The sequence below is a fragment of the Anabaena sp. AL93 genome, from assembly GCF_001672085.1.
GTDB classification, from domain to species: domain Bacteria; phylum Cyanobacteriota; class Cyanobacteriia; order Cyanobacteriales; family Nostocaceae; genus Dolichospermum; species Dolichospermum heterosporum.
Genome location: NZ_LJOU01000110.1, coordinates 1 through 17471, shown reverse-complemented (window position 1 = coordinate 17471; position 17471 = coordinate 1). Strand labels below are relative to the sequence as shown.

17 protein-coding genes and 2 pseudogenes are annotated in these 17471 nt (G+C 37.8%); 13 read left to right on the top strand and 6 right to left on the bottom strand.

Annotated features, from left to right (window positions below; translation table 11 throughout):
- From AN486_RS22810 to AN486_RS22795, 4 genes and pseudogenes are all read left to right on the top strand, one after another.
- Positions 1-1937: pseudogene (locus tag AN486_RS22810) on the top strand (hypothetical protein); the annotation flags it as partial.
- A gap of 309 nt (positions 1938-2246) precedes the next feature.
- Positions 2247-2474: a hypothetical protein gene (locus tag AN486_RS22805; protein ID WP_148766551.1), complete on the top strand. Its 228-nt coding sequence runs from the start codon at positions 2247-2249 to the stop codon at positions 2472-2474.
- Positions 2461-2832 (top strand): type II toxin-antitoxin system VapC family toxin, encoded by a 372-nt coding sequence (locus AN486_RS22800; protein WP_290602678.1) that lies wholly within the window; start codon positions 2461-2463, stop codon positions 2830-2832. Before AN486_RS22805 ends, AN486_RS22800 begins: the two co-directional genes overlap by 14 nt.
- A 109-nt stretch (positions 2833-2941) precedes the next feature.
- Positions 2942-3235: a fertility inhibition FinO-like protein gene (locus AN486_RS22795; protein WP_290602677.1), complete on the top strand. Its 294-nt coding sequence runs from the start codon at positions 2942-2944 to the stop codon at positions 3233-3235.
- 196 nt (positions 3236-3431) lie between these two features.
- Here the strand turns inward: AN486_RS22795 and AN486_RS22790 are convergent, their stop codons facing one another.
- Positions 3432-3620, bottom strand: a complete 189-nt coding sequence (locus AN486_RS22790; protein ID WP_213715241.1) for a hypothetical protein — start codon at positions 3618-3620, stop codon at positions 3432-3434.
- Positions 3621-3800: 180 nt separating this feature from the next.
- Between AN486_RS22790 and AN486_RS22785 the strand changes: the two genes are divergently transcribed.
- The 3 genes and pseudogenes from AN486_RS22785 to AN486_RS22775 all read left to right on the top strand — a co-directional run bounded on the left by AN486_RS22785 (position 3801) and on the right by AN486_RS22775 (position 6497).
- Positions 3801-4754 (top strand): DUF4351 domain-containing protein, encoded by a 954-nt coding sequence (locus AN486_RS22785; protein WP_290602676.1) that lies wholly within the window; start codon positions 3801-3803, stop codon positions 4752-4754.
- Positions 4755-4999: 245 nt separating this feature from the next.
- Positions 5000-5556: pseudogene (locus AN486_RS22780) on the top strand (hypothetical protein).
- Positions 5557-5681: 125 nt separating this feature from the next.
- Positions 5682-6497 (top strand): DUF4351 domain-containing protein, encoded by an 816-nt coding sequence (locus AN486_RS22775; RefSeq protein WP_290602675.1) that lies wholly within the window; start codon positions 5682-5684, stop codon positions 6495-6497.
- 27 nt (positions 6498-6524) lie between these two features.
- Here the strand turns inward: AN486_RS22775 and AN486_RS22770 are convergent, their stop codons facing one another.
- The gene (locus tag AN486_RS22770; RefSeq protein WP_290602673.1) at positions 6525-7493 is read right to left on the bottom strand and encodes a tyrosine-type recombinase/integrase; all 969 of its coding nucleotides are present in this window, start codon (positions 7491-7493) and stop codon (positions 6525-6527) included.
- A 447-nt stretch (positions 7494-7940) separates the two neighbouring features.
- On the opposite strand from AN486_RS22770, the gene AN486_RS22765 reads away from it, so the two are divergent.
- The 5 genes from AN486_RS22765 (at position 7941) to AN486_RS22745 (ending at position 14408) form a co-directional block, all read left to right on the top strand.
- Positions 7941-8216 carry a hypothetical protein gene (locus AN486_RS22765; protein WP_290602680.1) on the top strand — a complete coding sequence of 92 codons (276 nt, stop codon included), beginning with the start codon at positions 7941-7943 and terminating at the stop codon, positions 8214-8216.
- Positions 8217-8470: 254 nt separating this feature from the next.
- Positions 8471-9583, top strand: a complete 1113-nt coding sequence (locus AN486_RS22760; RefSeq protein WP_053541449.1) for a tyrosine-type recombinase/integrase — start codon at positions 8471-8473, stop codon at positions 9581-9583.
- Positions 9583-11049, top strand: a complete 1467-nt coding sequence (locus AN486_RS22755) for a tyrosine-type recombinase/integrase (protein ID WP_053541450.1) — start codon at positions 9583-9585, stop codon at positions 11047-11049. The genes AN486_RS22760 and AN486_RS22755 overlap by 1 nt, the downstream gene beginning before the upstream one ends.
- Positions 11042-13492 (top strand): integrase, encoded by a 2451-nt coding sequence (locus tag AN486_RS22750; protein ID WP_053541451.1) that lies wholly within the window; start codon positions 11042-11044, stop codon positions 13490-13492. Before AN486_RS22755 ends, AN486_RS22750 begins: the two co-directional genes overlap by 8 nt.
- Positions 13470-14408 carry a DUF6262 family protein gene (locus AN486_RS22745; RefSeq protein ID WP_053541452.1) on the top strand — a complete coding sequence of 313 codons (939 nt, stop codon included), beginning with the start codon at positions 13470-13472 and terminating at the stop codon, positions 14406-14408. The genes AN486_RS22750 and AN486_RS22745 overlap by 23 nt, the downstream gene beginning before the upstream one ends.
- Here the strand turns inward: AN486_RS22745 and AN486_RS22740 are convergent.
- The 4 genes from AN486_RS22740 to AN486_RS22725 form a co-directional block, all read right to left on the bottom strand.
- Positions 14397-14666: a WGR domain-containing protein gene (locus AN486_RS22740; protein ID WP_053541453.1), complete on the bottom strand. Its 270-nt coding sequence runs from the start codon at positions 14664-14666 to the stop codon at positions 14397-14399. The genes AN486_RS22745 and AN486_RS22740 overlap by 12 nt on opposite strands.
- Positions 14667-14841: 175 nt before the next feature.
- Positions 14842-15087 (bottom strand): HNH endonuclease, encoded by a 246-nt coding sequence (locus tag AN486_RS22735; protein WP_290602672.1) that lies wholly within the window; start codon positions 15085-15087, stop codon positions 14842-14844.
- Between the two features lie 78 nt (positions 15088-15165).
- The gene (locus tag AN486_RS22730; protein ID WP_290602670.1) at positions 15166-15627 is read right to left on the bottom strand and encodes a hypothetical protein; all 462 of its coding nucleotides are present in this window, start codon (positions 15625-15627) and stop codon (positions 15166-15168) included.
- A gap of 69 nt (positions 15628-15696) precedes the next feature.
- Positions 15697-16434 carry a ParA family protein gene (locus AN486_RS22725; RefSeq protein ID WP_290602668.1) on the bottom strand — a complete coding sequence of 246 codons (738 nt, stop codon included), beginning with the start codon at positions 16432-16434 and terminating at the stop codon, positions 15697-15699.
- 382 nt (positions 16435-16816) lie between these two features.
- Between AN486_RS22725 and AN486_RS22720 the strand changes: the two genes are divergently transcribed.
- Positions 16817-17182: a DNA-binding protein gene (locus AN486_RS22720; protein ID WP_290602666.1), complete on the top strand. Its 366-nt coding sequence runs from the start codon at positions 16817-16819 to the stop codon at positions 17180-17182.
- The last annotated feature ends 289 nt before the right edge of the window (positions 17183-17471 follow it).

Genomic DNA, 17471 nt, shown 5'->3' with positions numbered 1-17471 from the left:
CCACCATTAACTGGCCTCAAAATCAAGAAGCCAATATTTCCGGGAATTGTCACAAAACACCTTTATTTCATAAATTAGCATCTAAAGGCTATCATCAAGAATCAAATAGTGAATCATCATTAAATCCCATTTGTCATACTTGTAAATTCAAAGCCAATTGTCAAGGTGTAGATTTTGAAGGTGATATATTAGATAAAATAGCTGGTGCAAGTTTTAGGAGAGATCGGCGTGAGGCACTGATGAAAGATAGAATCAGATGCCATATTGATTCATTACCATCAGAAATACCAGAAAAATCCATAGCTTTTGTAGATGAATCTAGTCGTCAAATTAATCTAGTGGAAACTACAGAATTATCATTAACAGACTACCAAAAGACTTTAGGAGAAATTGCTAGACATTTACCTGAAGTTTGGGAACAAATCAAAGATTTTATCTCACCATTGGAGCAATATTTATCTTCCAAGCATAAAGAAAATTACTATGGTTATAATCATAATCAAGTAAGGTCTATATTTGGAGACATTGATCATAAAATTATCCCCAATATCATTGAGGCTTTAAAAGTGCTATCACCTGATTTAGAAGGTATCTTTCAATCTGCTGATAGCGTATCTTTAGATGGAATTGACACAAGTGAAAGAAAGGGAATAAGCCGCAAAACCTTGAAATATATTCGTTATACATTCGGTAAAGAAGCAAGTCAAGAATCCCATGAATTATTAGATAACCTAATAGTGAATTGGTTAACACCATTATTAGAAATCATTGCTAATATTAGTCCTGGGGCATTGAGGATTAAACATCATAAGTTAATCATTACCACAAAAAACACCAGACAATTAGAGGTACTAAGTAAATTTCAAAATGTATTTTTACTGGATGCCACAGCTACCCGGAAAACAGTAGCCTTTGAATTAGGAATAGATGCCAGTGAGATCTTAGTCATCTGTGAAAAATTACCTAACTACTCAAATCTAAAAGTGGTACAAATTACTGATTTAGGATTATGTGGTAAAGACAGAAGTAAATCAAAAGTTAAACAATTAGATGCTCTAAAAATAGACTTAACATCTAAACATCAAAATTTGGGAGTCATTGACCACCTCAAGCATAAACAAGATGGTGAAGGTTACTGGTTTAAGGATAATCGTGGTACTAATAAATACATGAATCACGATGCTTTATTTGCGATCGGTTCACCTTATCAGGATATAGGGGCTGTAGCGGCTAAATACGCAACTTTCACATGGGATTACAACACCAGTAAAGATAATCCACAATTTCAGGAATATATAGAGCATTTAGTGAAAGCAGAGATTATTCAGATGGGAGGCAGACTCCGAGCAAACCGCCGCCCTGATGAAGCACTAACAATTTATCTCACCAGTGATGACGATTTAAGTTACCTACTGGATTATTACCCCGGTGCAACCTTAACCAAAACCACTGCTTTTGAGATTACACCAACAGCAGGTGATAGAGAACAGGTAAGCAGATATTATCTATTAGAAGCGTTTAAGCAATGTATAGACACAGGAATTAAATGTACACAAAAAGCCGTTGCTAAAATAAGCAAATTATCACAGCCCTATATTTCTAAAATAGCTAGTAAATTTGGTGGGTTCAATGCCCTCAAAAAAATATTACTAGTCCTAATAGAAGCTCTATATAGGGGTAGTAATAATTTTTCTGACCTGTCAGACGATGAAAAATTCTTAGTCAATGACTATTTACCTCTAATCAAAGATAGCCCGCCTCCAGAAGTTGTCCAGGAATTGCTAGAAGTGGCTAAAGCTATTGGTTATCAGGCATTTAGCAGGATTACCAGGGAATTAGCACCGGATATTCTAGGAGCGTTTATTGGAGCAATAGTAGAGATAGCTATGGTGAAAGATGGGAGGGGTGGGGTTATTGAAGTTGGAAACACAGGTTAGAGGGTGTTTGAAAAGTTATGGTTGATGTATCAAATATTTTTTACCCCACCCTAACCCTCCCCTTGTAAAGGGGAGGGAACTGGATTTTTATTGTTTCCCCCCTTTACAAGGGGGGACTAAGGGGGGTAGCAATGTGATGAAAATTACGGAATACCACTTTTCAAACATCCTCTTAGACAAGATTTTAAATGTTCTCGATTACAGTATAATCAAGATCATGATTAGCAACAAAGTAAAGTAACTGATGTTAAAATCAGTTTATTCTGTAAAGAATTGGGAATTGAGCTATCATTTTGGAGAATAAAACTTATGCAAGTTGTGATAGAGTTACCTGATGAGTTAGGAAAACAACTTTTAGAGTTGCCTAATATGGAAATGGTTGTCCAAGAAGTTATCAAAAAAATGTTATTAGTAGAACGACAAAAACAATCATCTCAATTATTGGTAAACATAGTTAATGATTTACCTGAGTTTCCTGTATTTAAAAATCAAGACCCCTTAGAGTTACAAAAAGTATTACGTGATGAATGGACTTAAGTATCTGTTAGATACAAATATTTTAATTGGGTTGTTTCAACGTGATTTAATAATTTTAAATCTGCTAAAAGATAAGCTGATTAAAGTTAATGAATGTGCTTATAGTGCTATAACTTGGATGGAGTTACTGAGTTTTCCTTCTATAAGTTCTATGGAAAAAGAAGCGATTAAATCTTTATTAAATCAGATGACCTATTTAGCAATTACATCAGAAATTGAGGACGAAACTATTAATTTTAGATATACCCATAAAACAAAATTACCAGATTCTATTATTGCGGCTACAGCTAAGTATCATCAAATTGAGTTAGTAACATTAGATAAAAAATTAGCGAATAAGTTGAAATCAAATGATTGAGATAATTCCATCACAGTTTTTTATTTGTTCCCTGTTCCCTATTCCCTATTCCCTTTTTTTGTAAAAAGTGTGGATTAATTAATTCAGCTAATTTATAGAGGATGTATTTATGATTGAAGGAAAATTAGAACTAACTATCAAAATCAACGAACTGCCAGAAGTTAAAACTGTAGAAAATGGTTGGCAACAATTTGAGATTGACTGCGATGGAAGGATAATTAGCGTCACGGTTAAACCTAAAGTTTGGAAGAAATTGACTGATGCACAAGCCAATTATCCTCAGTGGGTCGGTGCTATTGCTGGGAAAATGGGAGAGGCAACTAATAACGGTTTTGTGCTGTTAGAACCTAATATCCAGACTTTTGAGAAAAAGCCAAAGCCATCCTCTGAAGTTACAACTTAGACAATAATGCAATTCTTCAAGAATTACAAACACTCAATCTCAATTAAATTCGGTACTACAGAGGCGATCGCTACTGGATGCTCTAAGTTGTAATTGGCGATTCCTGCGGAGCGCTAGTTCCCTCCGGGACGCACTCGCGTTCGCTATCACTCTGTTCACCCCACTTCTCCACTTCCCCACCTCCCCTAATAAAAAATCAATGCCCTTGATAAATCCATTCCCGCCCCGCTTTTTCTGCGGCTTCTGGGGTGTAGTAAAGCTTGCGTTCACCAAACACCTCACCACCAGCAGTAATTAACCGGAACTGCCAACAATGGGCTTCTGTGTAAAATACCAACAAGGTAACATTATTAATAATGGTAACTGAATCAATTTTCGTAAACATTGCCGTTTTAGGATCTAAATCAATTAAAACTTCTCCGTATTTAAAAATAGGTTTTTACTTTATGTAAAACATAGAGTATTGATAAAAAAGTAACTATTTTAGGCTAGAATATTAGGTAGATATCAACAAATCAAAGTAGAGAAACCGAAGTTGTAATAACAATTATTAGTATAGCATTTTATGAACAAAAATGAAATCACCGCGAATTACGATGAATCCTGGAAAGAAGCCTTAACCGAATATTTTGATAGTTTCTTATCCTTCTTCTTTCCTGTAGCTTATAAAGCAATTGATTGGACAAAACCACCGGAATCACTTGATAAAGAACTACAACAAATTACAGCGTCGTCAGCAACTGAAAAACGGATTGCCGATAAACTGTACAAAGTTTGGTTATTGGATAAAACACAAGTATGGATTTTAATTCATATTGAAATTCAGAGTCAATATGATGTTGACTTTGAAGAACGGATGTACATTTATAATTACCGAGCCTTTGACCTTTATCATAAATTTGTGGTGGGTTTGGCGATTTTAGGAGACACAAGTTCCACTTGGCGACCTAACAGTTATCATCAAGCAATGTTAGATTGTGAATTAAGTCTGAAGTTTCCCATTGCTAAACTGCTAGACTATGAATCCCGTTGGCAGGAATTAGAATCGAGTGACAATCCCTTTGCTATCATAGTAATGGCACATTTAAAAACCAAAGCCACCACGGGGAATTTATCAGAACGGGAACAATGGAAATGGACATTAATTAGGGGACTTTACGAGCGAGGCTTAACAAAAGAACAAATTGTTAAACTCTTTAAAATCATTGATAAAATGATGTCATTACCCAAAGAATTGCAACGAGGATTAGTGGCTAAAATTAAACATTTAGAGGAGGAAAATCAAATGCCTTTCATTAGTCCAACAGAAGAATTAGCAATGGAACGCGGTGAATTAAAAGGAGAACAACAACTAATTCTCCGCCAACTAAATCGGCGAATTGGTGAAATTGAATCATCATTCATTGAGACAATTCGGACATTGACAATTGAGCAGTTAGAATTACTTGGTGAAGCGCTCTTGGATTTCTCCTCTATCACTGATTTAGAACAATGGTTGGAAAATAAACCAGAGTCTTAGAAATAACAACCCCACGTTTCATTAACTGTGGGGTCAGAAAACTGTTTTACCTGCTGATGATTTGGGTATTCGTTCTGCGATTCGTAATGTCTACGCTTTAACTGAACTACCTAACAAAAAACCGGAGAACAACTTGTTGACAATTGCAACCTTAGCGCACTGTTGCTTGCTGGTATCTGTGGCAGAGGTTGAATAATTCTTGAGAGAAAATTTAGCTTACAATTGATATCACACCTGATATCGCCATGAATAACAAGACCCCACCCAGTGAAATGATTCGCGTGCCTAATGTACTAATCCCGGTAGTACGGCAACTAGCAAAAATCCACCGCGATGGTCATACAACGGCGTTATTGCAAGGATTACAGGAATTGATAGCCCAGTTCGATAGCAGTGTAAAACTAGAAACAACCAGCGAATTACAGCAGGTAGAGGAGAAACTGGGAGAACTGGAAACGCACCTTTGCCAACAAGATCAACAGGTGGCAACTAAACTGGAAGTGCTTGGTAAACAGTTAGAAAAAATTGAAAAAGCAAAGCAATAGCTTCTGGTAAATACAGTGGTGGTAACTCCAGACAAAGGTATTCAGGATATCAGTATCAACAGCAACCAGTAGAAATCAAATCTTTTGCTCCTGAGAACTTAGCGCAACGATTGGGGGTAACACAGCAGAGTTTAATTACAGAACGAGAAACCAAGAGTGAGCAGGAATTTATCAGTTGGTCCAGGAATCGAGATCCCAGTAGTTTAGGCTGGAAATTTCAGGTTAGTGATGGGTTGTATTATCCGGTTAAGCAGTAGAAAGCTAATTTTTCACTAACAAACATGATAATTACTGTCATAAAAATTACTAAACTTTGATTCAAAATTCCGTTAATAAAGTGTATAATGAATAGTAATAAAATTCATTTTAACTAATTACTAAATTGAGCTACGATAACGCTTGTAAGTATTTATCAGAACAGTATCCCTCCGAATTTGTCCGGTGGTTGTTAGCCAGAGAACCACAACAAGTAGAAGTTCTCAAAACTGAACTAACATTAGAACCAATTCGCGCTGATTTTGTGAGTTTTTTGCAAACAGATAACCAGATTCTGCATATAGAATTTCAGACTTTACCGAAGTCTAGAACACCTTTAGATTTCCGAATGTTAGATTATTCTGTCAGGTTAAAACGTCAATATAAATGTCCTGTCATTCAGGTGTTAATATTTTTACAAGAAACTGATAACGAAGTAGTTTTTACAGAGGAATTTAGAGATGAAACAACCAGACATCGCTATCGTGTAATCAGGATGTGGGAGCAAGATTCAACATTATTTCTCAACAATCCGGCATTATTACCGCTTGCACCACTAACCCGCACCAATTCACCATCTATATTATTAGGGCAAGTTGCTGAAAAAATTGCTAATATTCCTAACAGGGAAGAAAGACAAAATATAGCAGGGTGTACAGAGATTTTAGCGGGCTTGAAATTTGAAAAAGATGTTATTCGCCAATTTTTACGGGAGGATATTATGCAAGAGTCAGTCATTTATCAGGATATTTTACAAAAAGGTGAAAAAAAAGAAGCTGTCAAATGGATTACCAGTTTTCTAAATTATCGCTTTGGTGAGGTTAATTCATCACTAATAACAGAAATCCAGGTATTACCCCTGCAAAAATTAGAAGACATGAGAAATGTTTTATTTAATTTTGCAACATTAGCAGATTTAGAAGTTTGGTTGAAACAACAATAATCGTCAGTTCTGAATTAGCAACTGCCATTACTTCCGTCTGCGTCGAGGAACACTAATTGCCTGTACAGCCCGTTGTTGAACTTCCTCACCCCGACGGTCATATCTAGAAGTGAGTTCAGGTGAAGCATGACCGGCTAATTTTTGGACGGTAACAATATCAGTGGAATCTAACAACTCAGAGATAAAAGTCCTGCGAAAATCATGGGCAGAAAAGTTTGTTACCCCAGCTTCTACACCCCGTTTTTCCAGAATAAACAGCACTGCTTGAGGTGTCAGTTGTCGTAAAGTCACCGCCCCAGATTTATTAATGTGGCAGATTAAAGCTCCAGATTCCCGCCCTCTAATTTCTAACCAGTCTTCGATAATTGGCAACACCCCATCTGGTAAATAAACAGTGCGGTCTTTACCACCCTTACCACTGCGGACTTTAACACTGCCAGAATGGAAGTCACTCAACATTAAATTTACTGATTCCCCCCGGCGTAACCCCGCACCCCGCAAAATTGCTATCAGCGCCGCATCCCTATAACCGATGGGAGTAGGGTCATCAAAACAAGTTTGCATCAGGGCGTTAATTTCAGCTTCAGATAAAAAACGCCCCTTCAATTCCTTAGACAGCTTAATATTCGGGATGTCTACAGCCCTAGCAAAATCTCTAGCATCCATTAGTTCCAAACGTAATGCTTCTTTCAAGACTCTCCTTAACGCACTCAGCATTTTATTAGCTGTGGCTGGTGCATATCTTTCCATTAGTATACACCGTAATAGAGCCGTATGTTTATAACGCAGTTCAGCCCAATTTAATGTGAGGGCATCACATTCATTACTGGTGAGGATTTTGGCGATCGCATTTAAAGATTGCCTCATCGCGGAACGAGAACCGGGGGATAGAGAAGAAAGATAGACAGCAGCGGGGTGTTCAGTTAGGGGGGTGGGTGCAGTCAAAGCCAGGGAATTGACAACAGTTATTTCACCAATTTCCGGGGATTCATTCATTTACTTATCCGAATAAGCGTTCTAGTTAGTTATATTCTCATAAGTAATATTGTAGTTTGCCCTTTTCCCTCAAGAAAATTTATTTGGCTTTGATGGGGACAATTTCTGTGGGGGGCTTTGCGATCGCCCAATCGTGCTATAAAAATTTCCCTCAAGAAAATTCTGCACGGTGTTCTCAATCCCGGTTTTCCCCAGTCTGATTATTTTCCCTCAAGAAAATTTAGTAGTGGTTTTCTCATAAATTAACCGAGTCTAGCGTTGCTGTCACCAGGGGCAAGATAGCCTAAAAGTATTACCAATAAAGCTTTTCAGTTACCACACTGCCAAAACGGGAGAATAGTACAAATCGGCTAAAACCTAGACACAGCAACAGTTTCCAGACCCGAACAGCAAGTTTTTACAAGGATCTCGGTTTGCTACCATATTAAATAACTGCAATTAAAAATGATGGAAAATACATTAGTTGATAAAACCTTCCGTGACAGCAATGGCAAAATTGTTTTAGCTCAGATGCCAAACCTACCGCTTATTGTTTGGATAGTAGCTAGTTTATTAGCTCTATTTTTTACCAATGGCAAAATTAATACAGTATTAGTCCTACTGGCAGATGGTTCGTTGTTTACTTGGGCATGGATGGAATTATTTCAAGGCGTTAATTATTTTCGCAGATTGCTAGGTCTTGCCGTATTTATTGGTATTATCGGATCGAAACTTATGTACTAAAAACTAATAACAGAAGTTGCGATCGCTCTCTATTAAGATTTCCCCCAAGAAAATTCAACGATTCTCAAACCCCGACAAATCAAACAGCGACAATTGCCCCACAGAAATATTGCCCTTGCCTCCTCTATGGTATCCAAGATGACATCCACTTTATATAGACAACAACAACCACCTCCACAACATAGAAAAAACAACAACAACAGACCTAATTTTTGCGTTAGGGTAGAAACAAATTAATTTCCACAACGGAGAAAATGGTCAAAGTAGAATGGGCGATATCCCCTGACACAGAAGAAAGATTTAGCTGTGTCTTCGACCAAAAAACCTGCTTACCGATAGAGGCAATCCAAAGGTTTTTGAACTACTGTAGAAAACGACAATTAGCACCTAACACAATAAGTACATACGCCTATCGACTAGTAGACTTTTGGCGCTGGCTAGAATCCAAATCTCTCAATTGGTCTGAAATTGGGTTAAATGAATTAGCCGATTTTGTGAATTGGTACTTGCTAGGTAGTCAAGTAGAAGCCATCTCAGAAAAAGTCAGAGAAATAGTTGCCAAAAGAAGTCCTCGCACCGTCAATCAAGCAGTCACCGCCATCCAAGAATTCTATACCTATCACACAATTGAAGGCAGAATAGAAGAAAAACACTTCACAAAACTAGCACATCATTGGGGAAGAAGAGGAGGCTTTCTCAAAGGCATTGCCAAAAACAATCCACAAAAAAGCAAACGCATCAAAATAAAAGAACCGAAACAATTTAGTGGATGTCTACTAGACGAAGAAATTGCCACCTTAGCCAACGCCTGTACAACTTATCGAGACAGATTAATTATCATGCTGTTGCGTTCAACAGGAGTAAGAAGAGGAGAACTATTAGGATTACACCTAGAAGACGTAAAAGATTTAGATATCACTGGACGCATTCGCATTGTCCGCAGAGAAGACAACCCTAATAGTGCAATGGCAAAAGGAAGAGAAAGAGAAATCCCCATTCTACACCAACGGTCAGCCATTCAAGAGACCTTTCATGCCTACCTATTAGAAGAATATCCACATAGAGCCGAAACCTTGGGACATGGAATGTTATTCGTCAATTTATCAGGGAAATGGGAAGGACAAGCAATGTCTTTAGTTCGCCTAAATAAATTATTTGACCAACTCCACAAACGAACAGGAATTAAAGCACATCCCCACCTATTTCGCCATACCTTCGCTACCAGAATGTTGCAAGATAATTATCTTGACCAATATGTACAACAGCTTTTAGGACATCGTTCAATCGCCACAACCAAAGACATTTACAGTCATGTTCTTGATGAAATGACCCTAAACCAATACCTAAGAGAAGAAGAAGAAAACTAATGGCACCAGCATTTGCTCCAAAGACATTACAAGAGCGAATTAAAAACTCCGAACTAGGAAAAGAGTGGATGAATGACCCACTCATGAATCAAGATATTTGGTCACTAATAGAATTGGGTTATAGTCAAGAAGAATGCCGAATTAATGGACATTATCATCTCTACTTCCACAAAATTTCACTGCCTTGGTTAAAACAACTGACTCAACTAACAATTAGAGCCAGCATTCGAGAGAGATATTCCCTGGGTCGTATTATTCAACGACTAGGTTGTTTAAACCACTTAGCGCATTTTTTATATAACAATGGATATACCCAGCCCCAATTTTTAACAGAATCAATCCTCCATCAATTTATCAGCGAAATTAACAGTAATAATCGTCAGAATACAATTAACTATGCTCTCAATCTGTGGCGAGAAGAAAAGTGGCTAGAAATCGCCTTCACCCCCATCAGAATTTCCCAAAAAACACCCACAATCGAGACAATACCAGAAGAAGTTCTTTACCAAATCTACGAAAAACTTGACTTATTCCCCCCGACAATTGAAAGACTTTTTCGGTTACAATTAGCATTAGGTTGCCGCATTGGAGAAATTCTCACCATGCCACGCCATAGCCTCAAACAAGAAAGCGAAAAATGGTTTTTACTACGTTGGTTTGAAAAACTCAAACACTGGCGGTTTGTTCAGATTCATCCTCAAGTAGCTGAATTAGTTCAAGAACAGCAGAGATTTCTGGATACCCAATTTGGTAGAGATAGTGAATTCGATAAACTATTTTGTAACGTTTATAGTCCCCAAAAAAGTATTCCTTGGGCTGATAGAGAATCTGAAACAACACTGTGCTATCAACCCCAAACAATTACCAGATTAAAAATTAGTAACTGGCTAACTAAATTTCGAGAAGTAGCAAACTTAAAAGATAAATATGGCAACAGATTTAAACTCACTAGCCATATGTTTCGCCGCACCAAAGCCAGCATTATGGCTCATTGTGAAGTAGAAGATGAATATATCGCCGCCGTACTAGGTCACGGTTCCTTAGATATGCTACCTCATTATCGCCAGCGTTCACTAACCAGATTAGAAAAAGAAGCTAATCTCAAAGGTTATGTAGATATGTATGGTCAAATTACAGCTTTTAAACCCAGAAAAACCAGGTATGAAAAATTAGCAAATCTCCTCAAAGTTAGTACCCCTCTAGGAGAATGTCATCGTCCCACCATGTTAGGAGATTGTCAACATCGCTATGCCTGTCTTAGTTGTTCTCATCATCGCGTAACCCTCGAAGATAAATCCCAATTAGAGGCTGACTTAAACCGCTTACAGCAAGACCTGATTCAAGCTGAAAACAACGGACAAGCAAGACGAGTAACAGAGATTAATAACTTATTAGTTTTCATCAAAAATCGTTTTCAGGGCTTGTCAGAATTACAACATATTCAACACCAGAAAAATCATGGGTAAACGCAAGCATTTACCAATTTCAATCCACCAAACCCTTCACAGAAATTTATTAGTCAATTGGCAGACAGATTATGTTGGCGAATTTAATTGTCCCCATTGTCATCGCGGACAGTTAAGCCATTTCTTTTCCGACAAAAAAACACTTTGTCAAATTCAATTAGGCTGTGAACTCTGCCACACATCCACTCCCCTTTCCTGTCAAATTAGACAGTCTCCACCCATATCAATTCATCAAACTCTTCACGGAACTTTACAAGTCAATTGGCAGACAGATTATGCTGGCGAATTTATTTGTCCTCAATGTAATCAAGAAAAAATCACCAGCTTTTATAACAATCAAAAAGCCATTTCTAAACTGAGAGTCAAATGTCAATCATGCGCTAAAATAACCCAACTAACTTGTCAACTTCCTCAACATCCAAATATCTCAATACACCAAACCCTTAACGGAACTTTATCAGTTAATTGGCAGACAGATTATGCTGGAGAATTTATCTGTCCTCAATGTAATCAAGGTCAAATCACCAACTTTTATTACTCGAAAGGGGCTGTTTGCAAACTAAAATTGTCATGTGATTTTTGTCATCAGACAACTTACCTAACTGGTACAGTTAAACACTTACCCATTTCCACTCATCTAACTCTTCAAGGAACTCTATCAGTAAATTGGGCAGAAAAGTATGCTGGAGAATTTATCTGTCCTCAGTGTAATCAAGGTCAAATCAGCAAATTTAATTATACTAATGGACATAGTTGTCAACTCAGGCTAGGATGTAATCATTGTTCCCAAAAGACCCTCCTTTGTTGTCAAGTTCTACCTCAGATTCATAGTTATCGTTCCCATTTAGTTTGTCCTAATCCCCTCTGCCAGCAAATAGGACCAAATGGACAGAAAGGGTGGATTTATGAAAGCTTTCAAGCCAACAGCAGACAGAGTAATTGTCGCTGTTACTTCTGCCACATTAACTTTAATCCTCACGCCACAAGTTATAATAGTTGGGTTGGGTGTCAACAACAAGAAACCTTATTGAACTTCTGTTTTGATGATGATGTTTGGGATTTTCGTCATTTTGTCAAAAACTCACCCTTGAAAATCCTCAACTTTAAGTCAATTAAACCAGAATGGTTTCGTGTCAAAGTCAAGGAATATCTATATTCCTTACTCAAATCAGGTAAGTATTCTGCCATTGCCACACCGATAAATTCTCTAGTAGCTTTGCGTCAGTTCGGTCAAATTTTGCAGCAGAATCATATCCAAAATCTCTCTGAAATTCGCCGAGAACTAATCTTTAAGTTTCTCGACCTCAACCAAACAAATTGTAATCGGACTATTAGAGAAAAGCTATATATCCTCAAAGATTTTTGTGATTTTTTAGGATTAGAATCCCAAAACTTAGTTCGTCAGCGAGATATTCCTAAACAAACAGTTCAGGACGTGGATTGGTTGGATGAAATCACCCGTCAACAGATTAAACAGCATCTCGACCAAATTCCTGCTCCTCTTGCTCGTCATTATTTAATCCAAGAATATACAGCTGCTCGTCCCGCAGATATTTGTCAGATGACTTTTGATTGTTTAGTTGAAGAAAATGGTCAATGGTATATCAAGTTTTATCAGCATAAGGTAGAACGATGGCACAGACTCCCTGCCTCTCGTGAAATTAGACAAATCATTGAACAACAACAGCAATGGATGAGAAAAACCTTGGGCAAGGATTACCCCTATCTGTTTTGTCATTTTAGAAGTATTAAACAGAGTTCTTACCCATCTTTTCCTAGTCTTAAACCAATGCCCAAACCCCCTCATGTAACAGCAGCGCAAAACCCAATGGTTCGCCTGATTCGTCTGTTAATAGAGCGCGAAGACATTCGGGATAGCAATGGTATTAGACCCTACTTTACAGGTAAGATTACCCGTTCTAGTCGCCTCCAGGAAGTGAGGGCTAAACATGGAATGGAAGCTGCTCAACTCTATGCTGACCACCTCAATAGTGAAACCACATTTCAACACTATGCGCCTCCTACTAAGGAGCAAGTAGCGGCAGTAGATTTACCTTTTCAGAAACTACTACTCAATTCCCAAAACCGCTTTCTCCCTTGGCAAAGTTTACCTGAAAGCCTTCTTAAAAACCCTCAAGCCCACGAACTTGACCTGGAAATTTCACCGCGTCTGACGGTCTATGGTTATTGCACCCTTGACCCTAAAACCAACTGTATCTACAACCTCTATCCCAAATGTTACGGCTGTAGTAGTTTCCGCCCCAGTACCAGCAAATTACCTCTTTATGAACGGCAATATGCTGGAGAACACAAACGCATGGAGTCAGCTAAACAAGCCGGGGCTGCCCTAGCCTATGAAGAATCTCAGGCTACCCTAGAAGCAATGGATAAATGGCTATCAGATTTGAGGAAAGTTGCTAATGACGAAGCAACCATTACGTGAAAAACAGACTGCTATCCTGCGGGCAGCCCAACAACAGCGAAAAGAACTCAAACGTGAACAAGTATTTCGTGCTATTGAAGAGATTCAAAAAAGTGGTAAACCTTTGACTTTTCCTAACATTGCTCAAGTTGCTGGCTGTTCCATTTCTTACCTCTACAAATGGACAGAATTAACGGAATACATTCATGATTTACAGTCGCAAAAAACACAGCAACTCAACTCATTGGCGGAAAAACAACCTGGACCTCATAGTCTAAAAACCCTTTCTGAAGTATTCAAGCAACGAATTCGAGAATTGGAGGCTGAAAATAGAGAATTAAAGCGACAGAATCAGAATTTGAGAGGTCATGTTGCTGAAATTTTTGAGTTGAAGTCGGAATGTGAACGCTTACGAACACAAATTAAGCAGTTGACTATACCTGAATCATCCCCAAAAGTTGTTTCTTTCAACTCGGTTGCCCAAAAGTCAGATCATGGTGAACTCCAGAATCCATCTTTAGAGATTACTCATTTAATTACCGAAATGGGCATTAAAATCGGCGTTAGATTAAAACAGGAAATAGCTAAACATGAGCCAGAGAAAGTGAAATTGGCAATATCCGCTTTCAAACAGTATAGAAGCCATAATCACATTGAGAGTCCTGGTGCTTGCTTGTTGGCAATGATTCGTGATGAAGCTGAACCTAATGTTTCTCAAACAGCGATGACTCCTGAAGAAGATGAGTTTGAATGTTGGTATCGTCAGGCTATTGAGAGTGGTTTCTGTCAAGATGTTCCGAAAAAATATTTACCCATACAACAAGGAGAAATTATGGTTCGAGTCTGCAATGATAAATGTTTATCAGGCTATGAATTACAAAAGTGGCGAATAGCTAAATCGAAAATGGAAGATAATGAGGATTCATCAATTTCTTGAATCAGAGTCAACTATTTTATATCCGCGCTTTTCTCTTCGTTCTTGCAGCTTGTAATAAGTTATTAAAGCGGCTTGATAATTAGGGCAATCTAAATCTTTTGATTTGCCAAATCCTCGATGGACAGCACTGCCCCAAGTTTTGGTGATCATCCATTCTCCAAATATGTTTTGGCAAAGGGTTAAGGTGTAGAATCGTGTACCTCTTTGCCACTTCGATTGTAGCCATTTGTCAAGTTGATAGGCAATTTTTACTGTCATCTCAACCACGTTTTTGCTGTGATTATGCAAGACTCTTCAATACAGTGATGTTAACAACCTTGCTCTGTTTATACGGTACTGAATCAAAAATACAAGTTAAATTTTGTCAAGTTTTCTGTTTTGTTAAAAGGGAGTTATCATGGGTTACGTTGTAGAAGATTTTCATCAATATCAGTCACATCAAGGTTTCTACGACGTGGATTCTACATAATCCACTACAGAGGCAAATTAGGTTCTCAACCCTGTTATCAGCAGGATTCATGTTGTGGTGGTGAACTTGTAGATTATAGGCACGGGGTTTAATATTGTCAGCAGGTTTTTCACCAGGACGTAAGCAAACACGCCCACATTTTTGACAACGCCAATTAGCTTTTTCCTTGATAGATTTAGATAATTGTTTCCATTCTTTAGGGTATCTCATAGTCAGCTTTCACACCTGCTATTCTCTCATAGCCCAGTCTTCACTATTTCTTTTATTTGCTGATTGCTACGCGATATATCAAGGTTTATCCCGGCTTTTCTGCCTCGATACTAACACTTCTATTAACCCTGAACGGTCATCTGCAAATTGCTCTAATAATCGCACTAATGCCTCTTCTACAATTACTTCCTTATAAGGAGCGATCGCCTTTCCCAATTCCAATTGCAGTCTCAAATGTACCTGATCTAACTGCAAAAGCACTGTTTCACTGATCTGAAATGTAGACTTGCGTAATTTTGGTTTTTCAATATTGTTAACTTGCTGAATTGCTGACTTGTCAGATTGTTGACTTGTTATTTCTCTATTGATTGTAATTTGTTCCATCATTGGTTGCTGACTGGTTATATTGCTATCTTGTTGACTGGTTAACTTGTCAGGTTCTTGGATTGCTGACTTGCTTAACTGTTCAAATCCAGCCAAGACTCTATCTGTTGAAGATAGAGGATCATTGTCTTCTAATCGAGCGCGTTTTTTGACCATCTGTTTCTCCTATTATTTTTTACCAGCAATCAACTTGGCGAACTGCTTGCAGCAGCGCTTCGCTATCGCTTATAGGAGCAGCTTTGCGATCGCTTGGTAAGGCTGCACCAACTTGGATTCTTTGGCATAGAGATGAATAGGTTCACCGGCTAAATTTGACTCAGAAAATTTAATAGATTTAGGAACAGGATCAAATATGTGAATGTCTTGTAGTCGCCTTTTTAGAGAAGCGAGAACATCTTGAGTCATAACGGTATTTTCTGCCATTGTTGGCAACACCCCTAATATCTGCAATTGAGGATTAAGTCGCTTCTGAACACTAGCAACCGTTTCTAAAAGTGCAGCTAATCCTTTGAGAGCAAAAAATTGGCATTGCACAGGAATTAAAACCTTATCTGCTGCGGATAGGGCATTAACCGTTAAAAGTCCCAAGGACGGGGGGCAATCAATTAAAATGTGCTGAAATTGGTTGAGTACAGGAGCTAATTTTTCTTTAAGAATGTAGAAATTACCTATTTTCGTGAGAATTTCAGTTTCTCCCTTAGCTAAATTAATGTCAGCCGGCAACAAGTGAAGTCCACAATTGGTAGGTACTATGGCATCCATAACTTCTACTTGCTCTGTAATTACGTCGTAGCAGTTAATTTGGTCATCAGCTACTTCCACACCTAACCCTGTGGTCAGATTCCCTTGAGGATCTAAATCAATCACTAGGACGTTACCCTTCTTTGCTAGTAATCCGCCCAAACATATAGTAGAGGTGGTTTTAGCAACGCCCCCTTTCTGATTGGCTAAAGCAATAATCATGGAATATAAATGGTGATTTTTGATAAACCTTATTAGCTATATTATTGGCAAGTTGACAATATAGCAAGTTTATAAGTTAGGAAGTTTACAATATGGCAAGTTCATAAGTCAGGAAGTTGACAAGTCAGGAAGTTTGGTTAAAACCTAACAAGCTGAAATAGGGGACAGGGAACAGACAAATCAGTTATGCGATTAATTCTGTTTTATTGCCTAGTACACTAATTATAATTTGCATTGATTCTAATTGATGTATAAAAATTTCCGGTACAATTAATAGCGGTGCTGTACAAAGTCGCTTTTTTTATCAAGTATTCTTGTACAAATACTGATACATAAATTAATACATTGTTGTACAATGGTACAAACTTTTTTTGAAAAATTTATGACTGTACCTCAAGAACATGAAGATTTGAAAATAAGAGTTTTTGAAATTTGCGAAAACTTATATATAAAAAATGAAAAAATAAATAGAAATATTGTACGAGAGCGGCTAGGTGGTGGTAGTTTTAGTACAATCTGTCCTTTGATACGTGAATGGAAAGAACTCAAATCTGTACAGTTTAATAGTCTAAATGGTACAGAAATAGAGGATGAAGGTACAGAATTAGGTACAGAATTAGGTACAGAATCTCATCTTGTGTTGAGTCAAGAGTCCGTAATTACCGACACAACGGAAGAATTAACCGCCACATCAGTAAATCCTGCTTTCATTCCTGATAGTGATATCAATAGTATGGTTGGGGTCTAGCCGGGATACGCGCAAAATGGGACACGATGCAAAGATTTGTAAATATACTTGCTTTGTAGTTGGACTTAAGATATAGTTTCGGGATTTTATCGTTGAAGCTGGTAACTATATCTTTTCTGGTGGAAATAAATAGAACTCAGTTAAATCAAGTTAAAATTACTAATCTCATCTAATGACTGTGGTATTGCATTCAAGTCAATCAAATAATCGCCGAATCGCTTAATATGACTAGTCATGTATGGACTTAAAACAGCGACATCATCACGGGTAACTAAATGACCTTCCCGCT